This window comes from Streptomyces sp. NPDC032091 (assembly GCF_055580265.1).
This window is the reverse complement of sequence record NZ_JBVILR010000003.1, coordinates 224,083-239,744: the sequence shown is the minus strand read 5'-3', so window position 1 is coordinate 239,744 and position 15,662 is coordinate 224,083. Positions and strand designations below refer to the sequence as shown.

Sequence of the window (15,662 nt, the reverse complement as noted above, 5' to 3'; positions counted from 1 at the left end):
GGACCGGACGCCATCCTGCCGCCCGCTCGCGCCCCGCGCCGGGGGTTTCCCTCATCCGGCCGCACGGAGGTGCAGATCAGGGCCCTGACCATTCACGTTTTCCCCAGGGGATGGACGTACGGCAGTATGGGGTGTATCTGCCCACCATCGATCTGCCGGACGGTTTCTCTTGGCTGAGTTCATCTACACCATGCGCAAGACGCGCAAGGCGCACGGCGACAAGGTGATCCTCGACGACGTCTTCCTGAACTTCCTGCCGGGGGCCAAGATCGGCGTGGTCGGCCCGAACGGCGCCGGTAAGTCCACCGTCCTGAAGATCATGGCGGGCATCGAGCAGCCGTCCAACGGTGACGCCTTCCTGTCGCCCGGCTACTCCGTCGGCATCCTCATGCAGGAGCCCAAGCTCGACGAGTCCAAGACGGTCCTGGAGAACGTCGAGGACGGCGTCGGCCCGATCAAGCAGAAGCTCAACCGGTTCAACGCGATCGCCGAGGAAATGGCGACGAACTACACCGACGAGCTGATGGAGGAGATGGGCAAGCTCCAGGACGACCTGGACCACGCCAACGCGTGGGACCTCGACGCCCAGCTGGAGCAGGCCATGGACGCCCTGGGCTGCCCGCCCGGCGACTGGCCCGTCACCAACCTCTCCGGTGGTGAGAAGCGCCGCGTGGCCCTCTGCAAGCTGCTGCTGGAGGCCCCCGACCTGCTGCTCCTCGACGAGCCCACCAACCACCTCGACGCCGAGTCCGTGAACTGGCTGGAGCAGCACCTGGCCCAGTACAAGGGCGCCGTCGTGGCCGTCACCCACGACCGTTACTTCCTCGACAACGTCGCCGAGTGGATCCTCGAACTGGACCGCGGCCGCGCCCACCCCTACGAGGGCAACTACTCCACCTACCTGGAGAAGAAGGCCGAGCGCCTCAAGGTCGAGGGCAAGAAGGACGAGAAGCGCGCCAAGCGCCTCAAGGAAGAGCTGGAGTGGGTCCGCTCCAACGCCAAGGGCCGCCAGGCCAAGTCCAAGGCCCGTCTCGCCCGCTACGAGGAGATGGCGGCCGAGGCCGACAAGATGCGGAAGCTGGACTTCGAGGAGATCCAGATCCCGCCGGGCCCCCGCCTGGGCTCGATCGTCGTCGAGGTCAACAACCTCAGCAAGGCGTTCGGTGACAAGGTCCTCATCGACGACCTGTCCTTCACCCTGCCCCGCAACGGCATCGTCGGCATCATCGGTCCCAACGGCGCCGGCAAGACCACGCTCTTCAAGATGATCCAGGGCCTGGAGACCCCGGACTCCGGCGAGATCAAGGTCGGCGAGACCGTCAAGATCTCGTACGTCGACCAGGGCCGCGCCAACATCGACCCCAAGAAGACCCTCTGGGCGGTCGTGTCGGACGAGCTGGACTACATCAACGTCGGCAACGTCGAGATGCCGTCCCGCGCCTACGTCAGCGCCTTCGGCTTCAAGGGCCCGGACCAGCAGAAGCCGGCCGGTGTCCTCTCCGGCGGTGAGCGCAACCGCCTGAACCTCGCGCTCACCCTCAAGCAGGGCGGCAACCTGCTGCTCCTCGACGAGCCCACCAACGACCTCGACGTCGAGACCCTGGGCTCCCTGGAGAACGCGCTGCTGGAGTTCCCCGGTGCGGCCGTGGTCGTCTCCCACGACCGCTGGTTCCTGGACCGGGTCGCCACGCACATCCTCGCGTACGAGGGCGACTCGAAGTGGTTCTGGTTCGAGGGCAACTTCGAGTCCTACGAGAAGAACAAGGTCGAGCGGCTCGGCCCGGACGCCACCCGTCCGCACCGCGCCACCTACAAGAAGCTCACCCGGGGCTAGGTCGCGCACATGGCCAGACACCACTACCGGTGCCCGCTGCGCTGGGCGGACATGGATGCCTTCGGGCACGTCAACAACGTCGTCTTCCTCCGCTACCTGGAGGAGGCGCGCATCGACTTCATGTTCCGCCTGGCGCCCGGTGAGGGCAGCGAGTCCTTCACGGGCGGCTCCGTCGTGGCCCGCCACGAGATCGACTACAAGCTGCCCCTCGTGCACCGGCACGAGCCGGTGCTCATCGAGTCCTGGGTCACCCGGATAGGCGCCGCGTCCCTGACCATCCGCTACGAGGTCAAGGACGAGGCGACCGAGGACGCGCCCGAGACGGTCTACGTCCGGGCCGAGACGGTCGTCGTGCCCTACAACCTCGCCGAGGGGCGGCCGCGCCGCATCACCGACGAGGAGCGGGTCTTCCTCCAGGAGTACCTGGAGGAGCCCGCGGGCCGTGCCGCCGGCCGCCCCAAGGGCACGGAAGGGCGCCTCGCGGCATGACCGAGCAGCTGCACTTCGCCGACTCCGGGGAGGCGGCGGACCTCGCCGCCTTCCTGGGCCGGCTGGTGCACTACGACCGTGCCGCCGCGGTCCGCCTCCAGGGGCGGGCGGGCGGCGGCGCGCTCGCCGTCTTCGGACGGCCGCCGTCCTTCGAGGTCCTCGCCGTCCGCGCGGTGCGGCTCGCCGCACCCCTCGCGACGCCGCTGGACGTGACCGTGTCCGCGGGCGAGCTGCTGGAGTCGGTGGACGAGACCGGCGCCGGGGCCCGGGTTCCGGGCGCCGTCACCGGCCCGCCCTGGACGGGCGTCCTGCCGCCCCAGGGCGGCTGGCGGCCCGTGCCCGGACTGCCCCGGCCCGACGCCGTACGGGCGGTCCTGGCCGCGGCCGTCGCCGAGTTCCGGGCCCGGGACGAGGCCCTGCCCCCGCAGCACCGCACCCGCTCCGAGCGCGACCGCATCGGCCGCGAGATCTGGTCGCGGACGCTCGGCGACACCCAGCTCCCGCTGCGCGCCGTGCACGCCGCGCAGTCCCTGGGCTTCCTGCGGCCCGTACGCGCCACCGTGCCGGCCCCCGCGTCCGGCCGAGCGCCCGGCGCGCCGGGCGGCGTCCCCGCCCCCGTGGCGCTGTTCGCCTCCGGCGGCTGGCTGCGGCTCAGCACCCCGTACGGGTCCGTCGCGACCCGCCTGCCCGGACCGGGCGGCGGCCTCGGCGCCCTCCAGGTACGGCCGCTCTAGGCTTCCCCGACCCCGCGGCCCCGCCCGGGCCGCGGGGACGCAAGCCCGCCAGGCCGCCCGCTAGCCCGCCGTGTTGATCATCGAGGCGGCGGCGTAGGTCAGGTACCGCCACAGCTGCGCCTCGTGCTCCGGTGCCAGGCCCAGCTCGTCCAGGGCCTCCCGCATGTGCTTCAGCCACGCGTCGTGCGCGGCCGAGTCCACCTGGAACGGGGCGTGCCGCATGCGCAGGCGCGGGTGCCCGCGGTTCTCGCTGTACGTGCCCGGGCCGCCCCAGTACTGCATCAGGAACAGCGCGAACCGCTCCTCGGCGGGCCCGAGGTCCCCCTCCGGGTACATCGGACGCAGCAGCGGGTCTTCCGCGACACCCTGGTAGAAGCGGTGGACCAGACGGCGGAACGTCGCCTCTCCGCCCACCTGCTCGAAGAAGGTCGTCTCCTGGACGTTGCTCTGCGGATCGTCATTCACCCGACCATCGTCTCAGACACCCGGACGGAGGACCCCGGTCCTAGGTCCCCTCTCCGGCGGGGTCCGGGAGGGCTCGCACGCGGCGCCCGCCCGCCGCACAGTGGAGACATGGGCACGGGCGGCAAGGGCGCACACGCGGCACACACCCCGCGGGAACCGGGGGAGCCGGAGCGCGATCTGCGGGAGATCGCGCACGCGGCCCAGGTACGGGAGCTCACCGCCGCCGGGGTGCTGGAGGACCCGGCCTGGCGGGCCGCCTTCACCGCCGTCCCCCGGCACGTCTTCGTGCCCTACTTCTGGACCGGCCGCGGCGCCGGCCACGAACGGCTGTGGGCCGAGGACCCCGACCCCGAGCGCCGGGCCCGCTGGCTGCGCGGGGTCTACACCGACGCCCCGCTCGCGACCCGGCTGCGCGACGGCGAACTGCTCTCCTCCAGCAGCCAGCCCTCCCTGATGGCGAGGATGCTGGACGCCCTCGACGTCCGCGACGGGGACGACGTCCTGGAGATCGGCGCCGGCACCGGCTACAACGCGGCCCTGCTCTGCCACCGGCTCGGCGAGGAGCACGTCACCACGGTGGACCTGGACGAGGAGATCACCGAGTCGGCCCGGGCCCACCTGCGGCTGCTCGGGTACCGGCCCGCCGTCGTCACCGGGGACGGGGCGCGCGGCTGCCCTTCCCGCGCCCCCTTCGATCGGATCCTGGTGACCTGCACCCTGCCGCTGATCCCGCACGCCTGGCTCGGCCAGTGCCGTCCGGGCGCACGGATCCTGGCCCCGCTGTCCACCGGGCTGATCGCTCTCACGGTCCGCGACGCCGACTTCGCGGAGGGCCGATTCCTGCACACCTCCGCCTACTTCGTCCCGCTGCGGGGGGCCACGGCGGGACCGCCGCCGCCCGGGATGGGCGGCCCGCTGCACGGGGTCCCGTACGAACTGGTGGACAACGAGCGCCTGCAGTTCCTGCTGATCCTCACCGCGGGCGTCCTGCGCCCCCGGGAGGCGCTGGACCTGTGGCGCGGCGAGGGCCGGCCGGCGCGCGAGCGGTTCGGGGTCACCGTCACCGCCGAGGGGCAGTGGGCCTGGCTCGACGATCCCCAGGGGCCCTACGTGTGGCCCCTGGGGGAGACGGCCTAGCCTCAGCCGCGCCGGATGGTGATGGTGGTCCAGGCGCCCAGGTGGACCCGGTCGCCGTCGGCGAGGGGCACCGGGACGTAGGGCTGGATCGGCTCCTCGCCCATGTTGACGGTGGTGCCGTTGGTGGAGTTCTGGTCCACCACCGCCCAGCTGAGGTCGGGCTGCTGGACGAGCACCGCGTGGCTGTGCGAGACGCCCGGGTCCTCCGGAGGCACCGACAGGTCGATGTCCGGGGACTCGCCCGTGGAGGCGCGGCGGCGGCCGATGGTGATCTGGCCGCCGGACAGCGGAAGGTGCAGCTCGGGGGAGTAGGCGGGCAGGTTGAGCCCGGCCGCCTCGGGGCCGCTGCGCCGCATCATCGCCATGAAGTACGAGCGGTCGGGGCCGATGGTCGCGGTCCAGGAGCCGCCGTCGTGCTGCTCCGGGACGGGCGCCGCCGGGTGCTCCGGCTGGTGGAGCGGCTGGACGGGCGCCGGAGCCGGGGGCGGGGGCGGCGGGGCCAGGGCCACCGGCGGGGCCGCCGGAGCGGGCGGCTCCGGCGCGGCGGGCGGGGGCAGCAGCCAGTCGTCCTCGGCCTGGAGCGGCTCGGCCGGGCGGTTGACCCGGGAGGGCCGGGAGCCCTGGTACTCGAAGTGGTCCTGGGAGTACACCGGCTGCGGCGGCAGCGGCGGAGGGGGCGGCGGGGTCCCGCCGCCGGCCGGCCCGCCCGGGGGCTGCGCGCCCGGACCGGCCGGACCCGCGTCCGGTACGGCCGGGGACGGCGGGGACGGTGGCGCCGGCGGTGAGATCGGCGGCGGGGTGTACGGATTCGCCGTCCGCGTCAGGAAGTTGTACCGGCACTCCTCGCAGAACGGGGCCATGGCCTCGCGCGGGGTCCGGCACTGCGGGCACAGCTCCGCCTGGGCGGTCGGCTCACCGGTGGTGGGAGGGTAGCCGTAGCCGTAGGAGGGCGCCGCGGGGGGACTCGTCGGGGCAGCCATACGGTGGCCGCAGACCTCGCACCAGTCGTCGGCGGCGGACTGGTGCCCGTTCGGGCAGGTCGGCATCGCGGCGCTTCCCCCTTCTCCCTGCGTCATCGCGGCAGGCTTCTTCTCAGGTCTTCTTCACTCGGACGGTCTGGGTCGAACGCGTTTCAAGGGTCATCTCGTCGGCATCGGCGACCTTGGCTTTCAGGCGCACAGTACCCGCCGCCGCGTCCACCACATCCACCACCTTGGCGAGCAGTCTGGCGGTGTCGGCGTTCCCGGAGGCGCTCGCCAACTGCACGGCACGGCCGAGCTTGGCCGTGGCGCCGTCGACGTCGCCCATTTTGCGGGCTTCCAGGCCCTGCTGGATAGCCTGCGCGAGCTCCGCCTGCCCCGTGTAGTGCGCCACCTGCGGGCTGATCGCGGTCGAGGCGGCGAGGTCGTTCGTCCACACCGCCCTGACCAGCCCCTGGGCCAGCGGCGGCCGCGGCTCGCCGGCCGGCCCCGGCAGCACGAGCGAGGCGCGGGCGGCCAGCATCTCCTGGCCCACGGAGGCGTCCGGCACCCGTACGCACACGTGGTAGTCGCGGGCCTCGTCGCCCCAGGAGCCCGTCGGGTAGTCCCCGGCACGGGGGCCGGCCTCGGTACGGCGGCCGGTGAGGTCCTGGACGGACGGCGAGACCTGCTTGACGTACCGGACCTCCGCCCCGACCGGGGTCCACAGGCGCAGCGCGACGTCCGCGACCTCCTTGCCCATGACCTTCTCCATCATGAGGGTGAAGTCCTCGGCGAGGTGGGCGGGATCGGCGACGATGTCGGCGGAGCCGAGCAGGGCTCCGGCGATCCCCGTCACCTCCTTGACCTCCCAGTCGGTTCCCACGCCGCGGGCGTCGCAGGTGAAGCGGCCGGCGCAGGCGTCGAGAGTGGCGCGCAGCACGGCCGGGTCCTCGTGCTCGTTGCGGCCGTCGGTGAGCAGGATGCCGTGCCGGATCGCGGCCGTGGACCGGCGCAGCAGGCCGTCGGCCAGCCGCAGCCAGGTGCCGATGGCGGTGCCGCCGCCCGCGCTGAGGCCGCGCAGGGCCTCCTTGGCCCGGGCGCGGGTGTCCGGGCCGGCGGTGGCGAGGAGGCCCTGGCCGGGATAGACCTCGCGGGCCTCGTGGGTGCCGGCGATCACGGCGAACGCCGTGCCGTCGCGGAGGGTGTCGATCGCGGCGGCGGTGGCCTCGCGGGCGCCGCGCATCTTCTCCGGCGGGTACTCCATCGACCCGGAGCAGTCGACCATGATCACGACCGCCGCGTCCTGGCCGAGCGCCCGCGCGGCGGTGGCGGTGGCACCGCCGGTGGAGGTCACCGTCACGATGGCGTGCACGTCCCGCCCGCCCTGGGGGAGGAACTCGTTCTGGTACACCTCCATGTCGAAGCGCGGGGCGCGCGGCTTGGCGAAGTTCGCCATCGGGATGACTCCTCGGGGGCTGTCGGGACGGGCGTACCGGGGCGGGCGGGCCGCGGCCCGGCTCAGGCCGGGGGGTGCGGCCGCTCGGCCGCGGCCGCCGCCTCCTGCTCCCCTTCGGCCTCCGCTCGGGGTTCCGCTTGCGGTTCCGCTTGGGGTCCCGGTTCCGGCGGCGCGGCCGTGAACGGGACGACGGCGACGGTGATGTTGTCGTGCCCGCCCCCGTCGAGGGCGTGCCCGACCAGCACCTGGGCGCAGTGCAGGGGCCGTTCGGCGGCGTCCGGCGGCAGGATCCGGGCCATGTCCGTCGCGGATTCGGCGTAGTTCCACAGGCCGTCGGTGCAGACGACGACCACACCGGGGTGGTCCGGTCTGAAGCTGGCGGTGTGCGGATCGAGGTCGTACGCGTCGGCCCCGAGCCAGCCGGTGATGGCGTGCGCCCGCGCGTCGGCGTAGGCCTCGGCCTCGCCCATCAGGCCGGCCGCCACCATCTGGGCTGCCCAGGAGTCGTCCTCGGTGAGCCGGCGGGGCAGGGTGGCGCGGTCGTCGGGGACCCAGTAGACGCGGCTGTCGCCGACCCACCCGACGGTCAGCACGCCGCCGCTGACCACCGCGCCGACCAGGGTGCAGGCGGGGGCGTTCTGGGCGCCGGGGGGCTGCGGGGCGAGGGCGCTCACCGCGGCGCCGGCCGCGAGGATCGCCTCGTGCATGGCCTCCGCCGGGTGCGCGCCGCGGGGCAGCGCGTCGAGCAGCGCCTCGCTCGCGGCGCCGGCGGCCGCCGCCGAGGCGTCGTCGGGGCGACTGGCGGAGGAGACCCCGTCGCAGACGATGGCGACGGTGGCGGCCGAGCCGTCGGGCAGGGCCGTGGCCGCCACCGCGAAGGAGTCCTCGTTGCGGTGGTGGCGCAGCCCCCGGTCACTGACGGCGGCGACGCTGCAGAGCTCCTCCTCCAGGTGGTCCCGCTCGCGCGGCTGCGCGTGGCCGCAGTGCTCGCAGTACCCGTCGGTGTCCACGGAACCGGCCCGGCAGGCCACACAGGTCCGCCCGCCCCCGCCGCCCGGCGGATCCGCGAGCGGGGCGGTGCCGTACGGGTCCGCTTGCGCCTCCGGCCCGGCGGCGGTGTACGGGGCCTCGTGCGGGTGGGCCTGCGGGGCGGTGCCGTACGGGGCTTCGGGCCGTTCCCCGCCGGGGGTGCCGTACGGGGCCTCGTGCGGGTCGGCCTTCGGGGCGGAGCCGTGGTGGGGTTCGGGTGCGGCTGCGGCGGGGTGGCCGTCGGGCGCGGCCCCTGGCCAGGCCGGGCTCGTGGAGCCCGGGGGGACCGGGGTGCCTTCCCAGCCGGGGGCCGGTACCCCGACGGCCGAGCCGAAGCCCTGGCCGCCCTGCCGCGCGGGCGCACCGTAGCCGCCGCCCGCCGGGGCCGGGGCCGGGACCGCGTACGCGGATCCGGTCGGGCTGCCGAAGCCGGGAGTGGGGTCGGGGTCCCCCGCGGGACCCGGGCCGTAGGAGCCCGGGTCGGGCTCGTACGGGGCCGGGCCGGGGAGCACGCCGGCCGCACCCGCGGCGGATCCGGCCTCCTGCCCCGCCCCGCCGGGGTATCCGTAGCCCGCGGCCCGTACGCCCGCGGCGGCGGGGTGCCCGGCGCCGGCCCCGACCGCGCGCGCCGGGTCGGGCAGGGTCGGGGCGTGGTCCGGGGGAGGGGGCGGGGCGGAGAGGGCGTACCCGCACACCCCGCAGAAACGGTCACCCTCTTCCAGGGGCTCCGCGCAGCTGGGGCAGCCCGACAGCCGATGCATCGACATCACTCACACCCACGTCCGGGGACGGAAACGGTTGGCCCGCTCCACCAGTTCGATCCTCTCCTCGCCCCGCTGTGCCAGCCGGGCGAGGACGCGGTAGGAGCGCTCCAGGCCGAAGCGCAGCCCCCGCTCGTCCAGTTGACTGCCGAGCAACGAGCTCCGGCCGGGGTCGGCACCCCGGCTACCCGACAGTACCCAGTCCAGGGCCGAGCCCAGAACCTCCGTCGCCAGCCGCTCCTGGCGTTCCGGGTCCAGCCCGAACCGCCGCAACGCCTCGACCTGGTCGGACGCCGCCCCGAGGTCGGCCAGCAGCTCCTCCTGCGGGGACCGGTCGCGCAGGCGTGCCCGTACCGCCGCCACCCGTGCGGCGGTGTAGTGGATGGAGGATTCCGGTACGGACTCCAGCGTGCGGACGGCCGCCGCCCGGTCGCCGGACGCCAGTTGGACCCGGGCCAGCCCGAAGGCCGCGCTCACGAAGCCCGGATCGGTGATCCAGACGAGCCGGTAGTACTCGGCGGCGTTGTCCAGCTGGCCCAGGACCTCCGCGCACAGCGCGAGCGCCAGCTTGGGGGCGGGCTCGCCCGGGAAGGCGTCGTAGACGGCGTCGAAGGACAGGGCCGCTATCTCGTCGTCACCGGTGGCCAGCGAGGCGATGCCGCGCGCCCACACCACCCGCCAGTCGTCGGGGTACTTGGCCTCCAGCTCGGCCAGCGCCCTGGCGGCCACGGCCAGTTCGCCCAGTTCGAGGCGGGCGCGCAGCTCGCGCAGCCGCAGTTCGACGGAGTCGGCGGCCGCCGCGCCGAGCGCGCCGAGCAGCTCGGCGGGGGCGGAGGCGAGGAGCCCCGCCAGGAACCCGGCGTTCGGGTCGGCCGGGTCCACCAGCGGTACGGGCAGGGCCAGGGCGGTGTCGCAGGCGTCGAGCGCGGCCAGTCCGGCCGCCGCGGGGGTCGCGGCGGGGGCGAAGGGGGCGGCGGCAGCCGGTGCCGCCGGTGCCACCGGTGCCGCCGGAGCCGGCCGGGGCCCGGGCACGCCGACGGCGCCCACGTGCGTGGCGGTGGTCCCGAGCACGGAAACCCCGGCCCCCGGCGTGCCGGCCGCCCCGGGCGCCGGCCCCGCCGGTACCGGTACGACGCCCCCGGCCATCCCGACGCCGCCCCCGGCCATCCCGACGCCGCCCGTGGGCAGCCCGACGGCTCCGGGCGCCCCGACCGCACCCCCGGCCACCTCCACAGCGCCCCCGGCGCCTCCGGTCCCCCCGGCGGCGCCCCCGGTCGCCCCCGCGGCTTGTGCCGCGGCCCCGCGGCGGCCCAGGGCGAAGCCCCTGCGGGGCAGCGGGCGGGAGCCCAGGCGGGAGACCTCCGCGCCCGGGGCGTCCTCGTACAGCTCGGTGTCCGGGACGCGCAGTTCCGGGCCGAACAGCGTCGACAGCTGCGGCCGCGGCCGGCCCGTCTGGAGCGCGACCACCTCCCGCAGCACGCCCGTCAGCTGGTCCGCCATCTCCTGCGCGGACGCGAACCGCCGCCCCGGATCCGGGTCGGTGGCCCGCACCAGCAGCCGGTAGAAGGACTCGTACCGGTGGAACACCTCGATGTGCTCCGGGTCCGGCAGCGAGTCCACGAACACGTTCGTGTAGCCCTGGAAGTCGAACGTCAGCACCGCCAGAGTCCGCGCCACCGTGTACAGGTCGGAGGCCACCGACGGCCCCAGCTCCGCGACCTCCGGCGCCTGGTAGCCCACCGTGCCGTAGATGGCCGACTCCTCGTCGTCCATCCGCCGCACCGCGCCCATGTCGATCAGCTTCAGCTGGTCCTGCTGCTGGATCGCGTTGTCCACCTTGAAGTCGCAGTACAGCAGGTTGCGACTGTGCAGGTGCCCGAGCGCCTCCAGGGCCTCGATGCCGTACGCGCACGCCTGCTCCACCGGCAGCGGGTCACGCCGCCCGTCCGGCCGGCGCCGCTCGTTCGCGATCTCCTTCAGCGACTTGCCGCCCACGTACTCCATGACGATGTACCCGTCCAGCGAACCCGTCCGCTGGTCCAGGTGCTCCACGAAGTTGTAGATGCGCACGATGTTGGAGTGCTCGATCTCCGCCAGGAAGCGCCGCTCGGAGATCGCCGCCTCCATGGCGTCCTGGTCCCCGGTGTCCAGCAGGCCCTTCAGCACCACCCACCGGTCCGAGACCGCCCGGTCCACCGCCAGGTACACCCAGCCCAGCCCGCCGTGCGCCAGGCAGCCCGCCACCTCGTACTGGCCGTGCACCACGTCCCCGGCGCGCAGCTTCGGCACGAAGGAGTACGGGTGCCCGCACTTGGTGCAGAACCCCTCGGTCCGCCCCGGCCGGTCCCCGCGCGCCCGGCCCACCGGGGCCCCGCAGTCCGCACGCGAGCAGAACCGCTTGCGCTCCGGCACCTCCGGGTTCTCCAGCACCGCCGTCGAGGGATCCGGACGCGGCACCTCCGGCACGCTGACCAGCCCTGCGCCCAGCCGACTGCGCCCCGAGGACCCGGCCGCCGCACCCGAACTGCGCACCGACACCGACCTGCTGGACCCCGAGCCCGCCAGGGACCGCGACAGCCGGCCCGACACCGAGCGGCGCGAGGAGGAGGACCGGGAGGACGCCGAACGCGCCGACGCCGAGGAACGGCCGGAGCCGCGCGAGCCCGCCGACCCCCGGGAGTCCCCGTGCCGGGCGGCGCTCGTCATCCCCGTCGGCGGCGACACCAGCTCCTCGGCACCCGCCGCGACCGCACCCACCGGCGCCAGCCCGCAGGTGTCGCAGTACACCTCGCCGCCGCCCATGTCCTCGTACGCGCCCGGGCAGCCGGCGCGCAGGCAGGGCGTTCCGATCAGGCTCACGCCTCCTCCTCCCCCGGACCCTCGGGCCGGTGGTCCCGCGGCGGGGCCAGCGCCTCGGCCGCCGCCTGCTGGTAGCGCAGGACCGCCCCCTCCGCCACCCGCAGGTCGCACGGGGCGCTCCACAGCATCCGCCGCGCCGTGTCGTAACGCTCGATCAGCAGCGGGTCCTCCGCCATGCCGTGCCGGGCCACCTTCGCCTTGTACGCGTCGAGCCGCCCGCGCAGCTCGGCCCGTACGGCCAGGGGGGCCGTCACCGCCGTCAACGATTCGCGGGCCCGCCGCAGTTCCTCGTCGGCCCGGTCCTCCAGCGCGTCCAGCAGCGGGGACAGCCGGTGCCACTGCGACTGCCGCCGGTACTCGGCCGCCGCCGCCAGCTGTTCCTGCAGGGCCGTCGGCGGACCGCTCACCGCCGGGACCTCCGACGCCGCGATCTTCGCCAGCACCTCTCCGCGCGCCACCCGCGCCTCCGCCAGGGTCCGGTCGGCCCGCGACAGCACGTCCCGCAGGGCGATCAGCCGGGCCTCCGCGTCCTGTCGGACGGTCAGCACCGCCTCGACCTCCCGGCGTACCTCGTCCAGCGCGCGGGCCGCCCGGTCGTAGCGGGCGGTGTCGGGACGGCCGCCGCCCGGCGCCGCACTCCCGGCCGCCTGCACCCAGAAGGCCAGCGGATCGGCGATCACCGTCTCCCGCAACTGCGCCAGCTCGGCCGTGATCTCCTCCAGGTCGTCCCCCGACGGGTGCTCGCCCGGCCGCACCCCCACCGAGTACGCCAGCGAACGCGTCCGGTGCAGCTCGGCGGCGAGCAGGTCGATCCGCGCGGGCAGCGCCGACCACACGGCGTCGGCGGCGACGACCACGTCCAGCGAGGCCGCGTACAGCTCGTTCATCCGGGCCACCAGCTCGGCCAGCGAGAACCGCTCCGCCAGCGCGGCACCCTCCACCCCGGCCCCGGCGATGGTCACGCCCGGCCCGCGCAGCCGCTCCGTCAGCTCCGCCAGGTCCTCCCGGCTCGGCCAGCGGCGCCGCTCGCGGATCTCCCGGGCGGCGGCCAGCGCCCCGCTGTAGGCGTCGAAGTACGTCCACAGCCGGGTCATGGCCGCGTCGGCGACGGCCCAGTGCTCCTTCGTCACCCCGCTCAGCGCCGCACCCTCCAGCAGCCGCCGGCCGGCATGGTCCTGCAACGCCAGCAGCGAGGTCTCCACGGCCTCGTGCTCCGCGCCGAGCCGTGCCAGCGCACGGTCGACGTCGTCCCGGTCCATCAGCCCCGTCTGGCTCACGTACGGCTCCGATCCTGCCCCGCGAGCGGGCGGTACCCCCACCACCGGCCTCAGCCCTCCCGGTACTTGGGCGCGGGCGGCACCGCGGCCTTCGGCAGGACGTCCTCGAAGTGCTTGCGGTACGAGGTCGCCCACGGGCTCTGCTCGCCGCCCGCCCGGTAGTTCTCCAGCACCTTGTTCACCCGGCGCACGAGGTCCGAGGCGTCCTTGTTCATCGCCACACCGTAGAACTCCCGGGTGAACGGCGCGCCGACGAGCTGCACCGACGGGTCCTGCGCCGCCTGGCCGGCGGCCAGCGCGTTGTCGGTGATGATCCCGTCCACCTCGCCGAGCTGAAGGCGCACCAGACAGTCCAGCTGGTTGGGCACCGACACCGGCACCGACCCGTACCCCTGGGACTTCAGGGCGGTCTCCGCCGTGGACCCGGCGGCCGTGCAGATCCGGCGGCCCTTCAACGAGGCGTCGTACCCGGTGATGGGGGAGCCCTTGGGCACCAGGACCTGCTGTCCCGCCTCGAAGTAGGCGGTGGAGAAGGCCACGTCCTCCAGCCGCTTGCAGTTGATCGTCATGGTCCGCACGACGATGTCGACCCGGCCCTCCTGGAGCGCGGGGATCCGCTGGCTGGTGGGGATGGCCCGGTAGATGACCGCCTCCTCGCTGCCCAGGATGTCCTTGGCTATGGCCTTGACCAGGTCGATGTCGAAGCCGTCGAGGTGACCGTCCGGATTGCGGTAGCCCCACTTGAAGCTGTTCTGGTCCACGCCCGCGACGAGCTTGCCCGCCTTGCGGATCCGCTCGATCGTCGGCCCGTCCAGCGCGGACGGCCGCAGGCTGGCCTCCGGGTCCTGGCAGGTGTCGGCGAGGGTGAAGGGCGCCGCCGCCATCGACGCGGGCTCCCGCACCACCCCCGGGTGGTGCCCCGTGCCCGGCGAGGACTGCGCCAGCGGCAGCAGCACGGCCGCGGCCGTCATCGCGCAGGCGGCCGCCATCGCGCTCACCCCGCCCCAGCCGCGCAGCCGCCGCGCGGCCCGCCCCATCCGGCCGGGCCGCTCCGCCTGTGTCCGCCGTATCCGCACCGCACTCACCTGTACTCCGAAAGCCTGCGGCCGATGCCGAGGAGGGCCGCACCCGCGCCGACGGCCGCCAGCACCGCCGAGCCCGTCACCAGACCGGTCAGCGCGCCGAGCCCGCCCCGGGCCGCCAGGGTGAACTGCTTCTGCTCATGGGCCACGGCCTGCTCCAGGGAGGCGTCCACCGTGTCGAACGAGGCCCCGCTGCTGTCCTCGTGCCCCTTGCCCCCGATCACCTGGGGCAGAGCGAGCTCGTAGTCGCCCCGCACGTCCGTCTCCCGGGCCGCCGCGTGCCGCTGCTTCCACTGCGCCACGCCCGCGGCCGCCTTCGCCACCGGGTCCCGGCCGCTCGCGTCGTCGGCCAGCCGCAGCGCCCGCGCCAGCCCCGCGTCGAGCTGCTTCATGTTCTTCGTGTAGTCCACGTCGTACTTGTCGGACTTCTTGTCCTCGGCCAGTACGGCGCCCCGCGCGATCAGCGTCAGGTTCTCGTTCGCCCGCGCCTGGAGGGAGGCGATCCGGGCGTCGTTGAGCACCTTCAGCGACTCCTGCCCGTCCGCCCGCGCCTCGCCCAGCCCGGACCGGGCCACCGTCTGCCCCACCGTCAGCCACAGCAGCACCACGGCCGTCGCCGCCGTCGCCGCCAGCAGACCGTGGTTGAACACCCGGTGGGTGAGCAGGTAGTTGCGCCGCTGCGCCCACCCCAGGGCGGCGAGCGCCACCACCCCGGCCCCCGTCGCCCCGAGCGGCCAGCCCCGGGCCTCGTCGTAGTCCGTGTACAGCCGCCCGGTCTCCGCCTCGTACAGCCGCTGGGCGGCCGGGAGCAGCACCGTGCTCATCTGCTCGTTGGCGTAGCGCAGGTACGCGCCGCCCAGCGGCAGGCCCTGCCGGTTGTTGGCGCGGGCCTGCTCGATCAGGCCGGTGTAGCGCGGCAGCTGCTCGCCGAGCAGCGCTATCTCCTTGCGGGACTCCCCGCCCGCCCCCGTGTTCGCGGCGGCGTTCACCAGCAGCCGAGAGGCGTTCGCCATGTCCTTCTCGTAGCGCTGGCGGACCTCGCGGGGCTCCTGCGCACCGGCGAGGAACCCGCTGGAGGAGGCCGTGTCGGCGTCCGCCAGGGAACGGTAGATGCTCGCCGCGTCCGCGCTCAGCGGCTGACTGCGGCCCACCACGTCCTGCGCGGCGGTGACCCGGCCCGAGACCTCCCACACCGCCACCGCGCCGAACAGCAGCACCAGTGCCGCCAGCACCGCGCCGATGATCCGCAGCCGGCCCGGCTCGGTCGTCGCCGCCGCGCGCAGCCGCTCCACGCCCTCGGCCCAGGCCGTACCCCGCCCGGCCGGCCCGGCGGGTGCCCCGGAGGCACCGCCCCCGGGCGCGGACGGGCGTGTCGTGATGGCCACCCTGACCTCCCCCTCGGTCCCTCTGCTCCGCAGCAGTATGGCCGCACCGGCGCCGGACCACAGCACCCGGTGCCCGATCTTGGACGATCCCCTCCCCGGACCGCCCCGATCACCCTCCCCCCGGCCTCCCCCGCCACCCCTTCACCGTGAATACGCCGGACCCGCCCCCGCGGTTCCCCGCGCCCGCGCCCC

At 74.8% G+C, this 15,662-nt stretch carries 12 protein-coding genes; 4 read left to right on the top strand and 8 right to left on the bottom strand.

The window, feature by feature from the left end; all coding sequences use genetic code 11:
* The first annotated feature begins 169 nt into the window (after positions 1-169).
* Genes ettA through ACZ5NJ_RS06830 form a run of 3 tightly spaced genes read left to right on the top strand, consistent with a single transcriptional unit; the run spans position 170 to position 3,057 of the window.
* A complete protein-coding gene (ettA, locus tag ACZ5NJ_RS06840) occupies positions 170-1,834 on the top strand; it encodes an energy-dependent translational throttle protein EttA (RefSeq protein ID WP_468763555.1) in 1,665 nt (554 codons plus the stop codon).
* Between the two features lie 9 nt (positions 1,835-1,843).
* A complete protein-coding gene (locus tag ACZ5NJ_RS06835; RefSeq protein WP_468763553.1) occupies positions 1,844-2,323 on the top strand; it encodes an acyl-CoA thioesterase in 480 nt (159 codons plus the stop codon).
* Positions 2,320-3,057, top strand: coding sequence for a DUF8010 domain-containing protein (locus tag ACZ5NJ_RS06830; RefSeq protein ID WP_468763551.1), 738 nt, complete (start codon positions 2,320-2,322; stop codon positions 3,055-3,057). The genes ACZ5NJ_RS06835 and ACZ5NJ_RS06830 overlap by 4 nt, the downstream gene beginning before the upstream one ends.
* 60 nt (positions 3,058-3,117) lie before the next feature.
* Here the strand turns inward: ACZ5NJ_RS06830 and ACZ5NJ_RS06825 are convergent, their stop codons facing one another.
* Positions 3,118-3,522, bottom strand: a complete 405-nt coding sequence (locus ACZ5NJ_RS06825) for a globin (protein ID WP_042818584.1) — start codon at positions 3,520-3,522, stop codon at positions 3,118-3,120.
* A 108-nt stretch (positions 3,523-3,630) separates the two neighbouring features.
* Between ACZ5NJ_RS06825 and ACZ5NJ_RS06820 the strand changes: the two genes are divergently transcribed.
* The gene (locus tag ACZ5NJ_RS06820; RefSeq protein WP_468763548.1) at positions 3,631-4,659 is read left to right on the top strand and encodes a methyltransferase domain-containing protein; all 1,029 of its coding nucleotides are present in this window, start codon (positions 3,631-3,633) and stop codon (positions 4,657-4,659) included.
* A gap of 2 nt (positions 4,660-4,661) precedes the next feature.
* On the opposite strand, the gene ACZ5NJ_RS06815 is transcribed toward ACZ5NJ_RS06820, so the two are convergent.
* The 7 genes from ACZ5NJ_RS06815 to ACZ5NJ_RS06785 form a co-directional block, all read right to left on the bottom strand.
* A complete protein-coding gene (locus tag ACZ5NJ_RS06815; protein ID WP_468763546.1) occupies positions 4,662-5,735 on the bottom strand; it encodes an FHA domain-containing protein in 1,074 nt (357 codons plus the stop codon).
* 16 nt (positions 5,736-5,751) lie between these two features.
* A complete protein-coding gene (locus tag ACZ5NJ_RS06810; protein WP_468763544.1) occupies positions 5,752-7,077 on the bottom strand; it encodes a vWA domain-containing protein in 1,326 nt (441 codons plus the stop codon).
* Positions 7,078-7,139: 62 nt separating this feature from the next.
* A complete protein-coding gene (locus ACZ5NJ_RS06805; RefSeq protein ID WP_468763542.1) occupies positions 7,140-8,873 on the bottom strand; it encodes a protein phosphatase 2C domain-containing protein in 1,734 nt (577 codons plus the stop codon).
* A gap of 3 nt (positions 8,874-8,876) precedes the next feature.
* A complete protein-coding gene (locus ACZ5NJ_RS06800; RefSeq protein ID WP_468763877.1) occupies positions 8,877-11,717 on the bottom strand; it encodes a serine/threonine-protein kinase in 2,841 nt (946 codons plus the stop codon).
* Between the two features lie 5 nt (positions 11,718-11,722).
* The gene (locus ACZ5NJ_RS06795) at positions 11,723-12,985 is read right to left on the bottom strand and encodes a hypothetical protein (protein ID WP_468763876.1); all 1,263 of its coding nucleotides are present in this window, start codon (positions 12,983-12,985) and stop codon (positions 11,723-11,725) included.
* A 68-nt stretch (positions 12,986-13,053) separates the two neighbouring features.
* A complete protein-coding gene (locus ACZ5NJ_RS06790) occupies positions 13,054-14,040 on the bottom strand; it encodes a glutamate ABC transporter substrate-binding protein (protein ID WP_468763875.1) in 987 nt (328 codons plus the stop codon).
* A 44-nt stretch (positions 14,041-14,084) separates the two neighbouring features.
* Positions 14,085-15,470 carry a hypothetical protein gene (locus tag ACZ5NJ_RS06785; RefSeq protein ID WP_468763540.1) on the bottom strand — a complete coding sequence of 462 codons (1,386 nt, stop codon included), beginning with the start codon at positions 15,468-15,470 and terminating at the stop codon, positions 14,085-14,087.
* Positions 15,471-15,662: the final 192 nt, after the last annotated feature.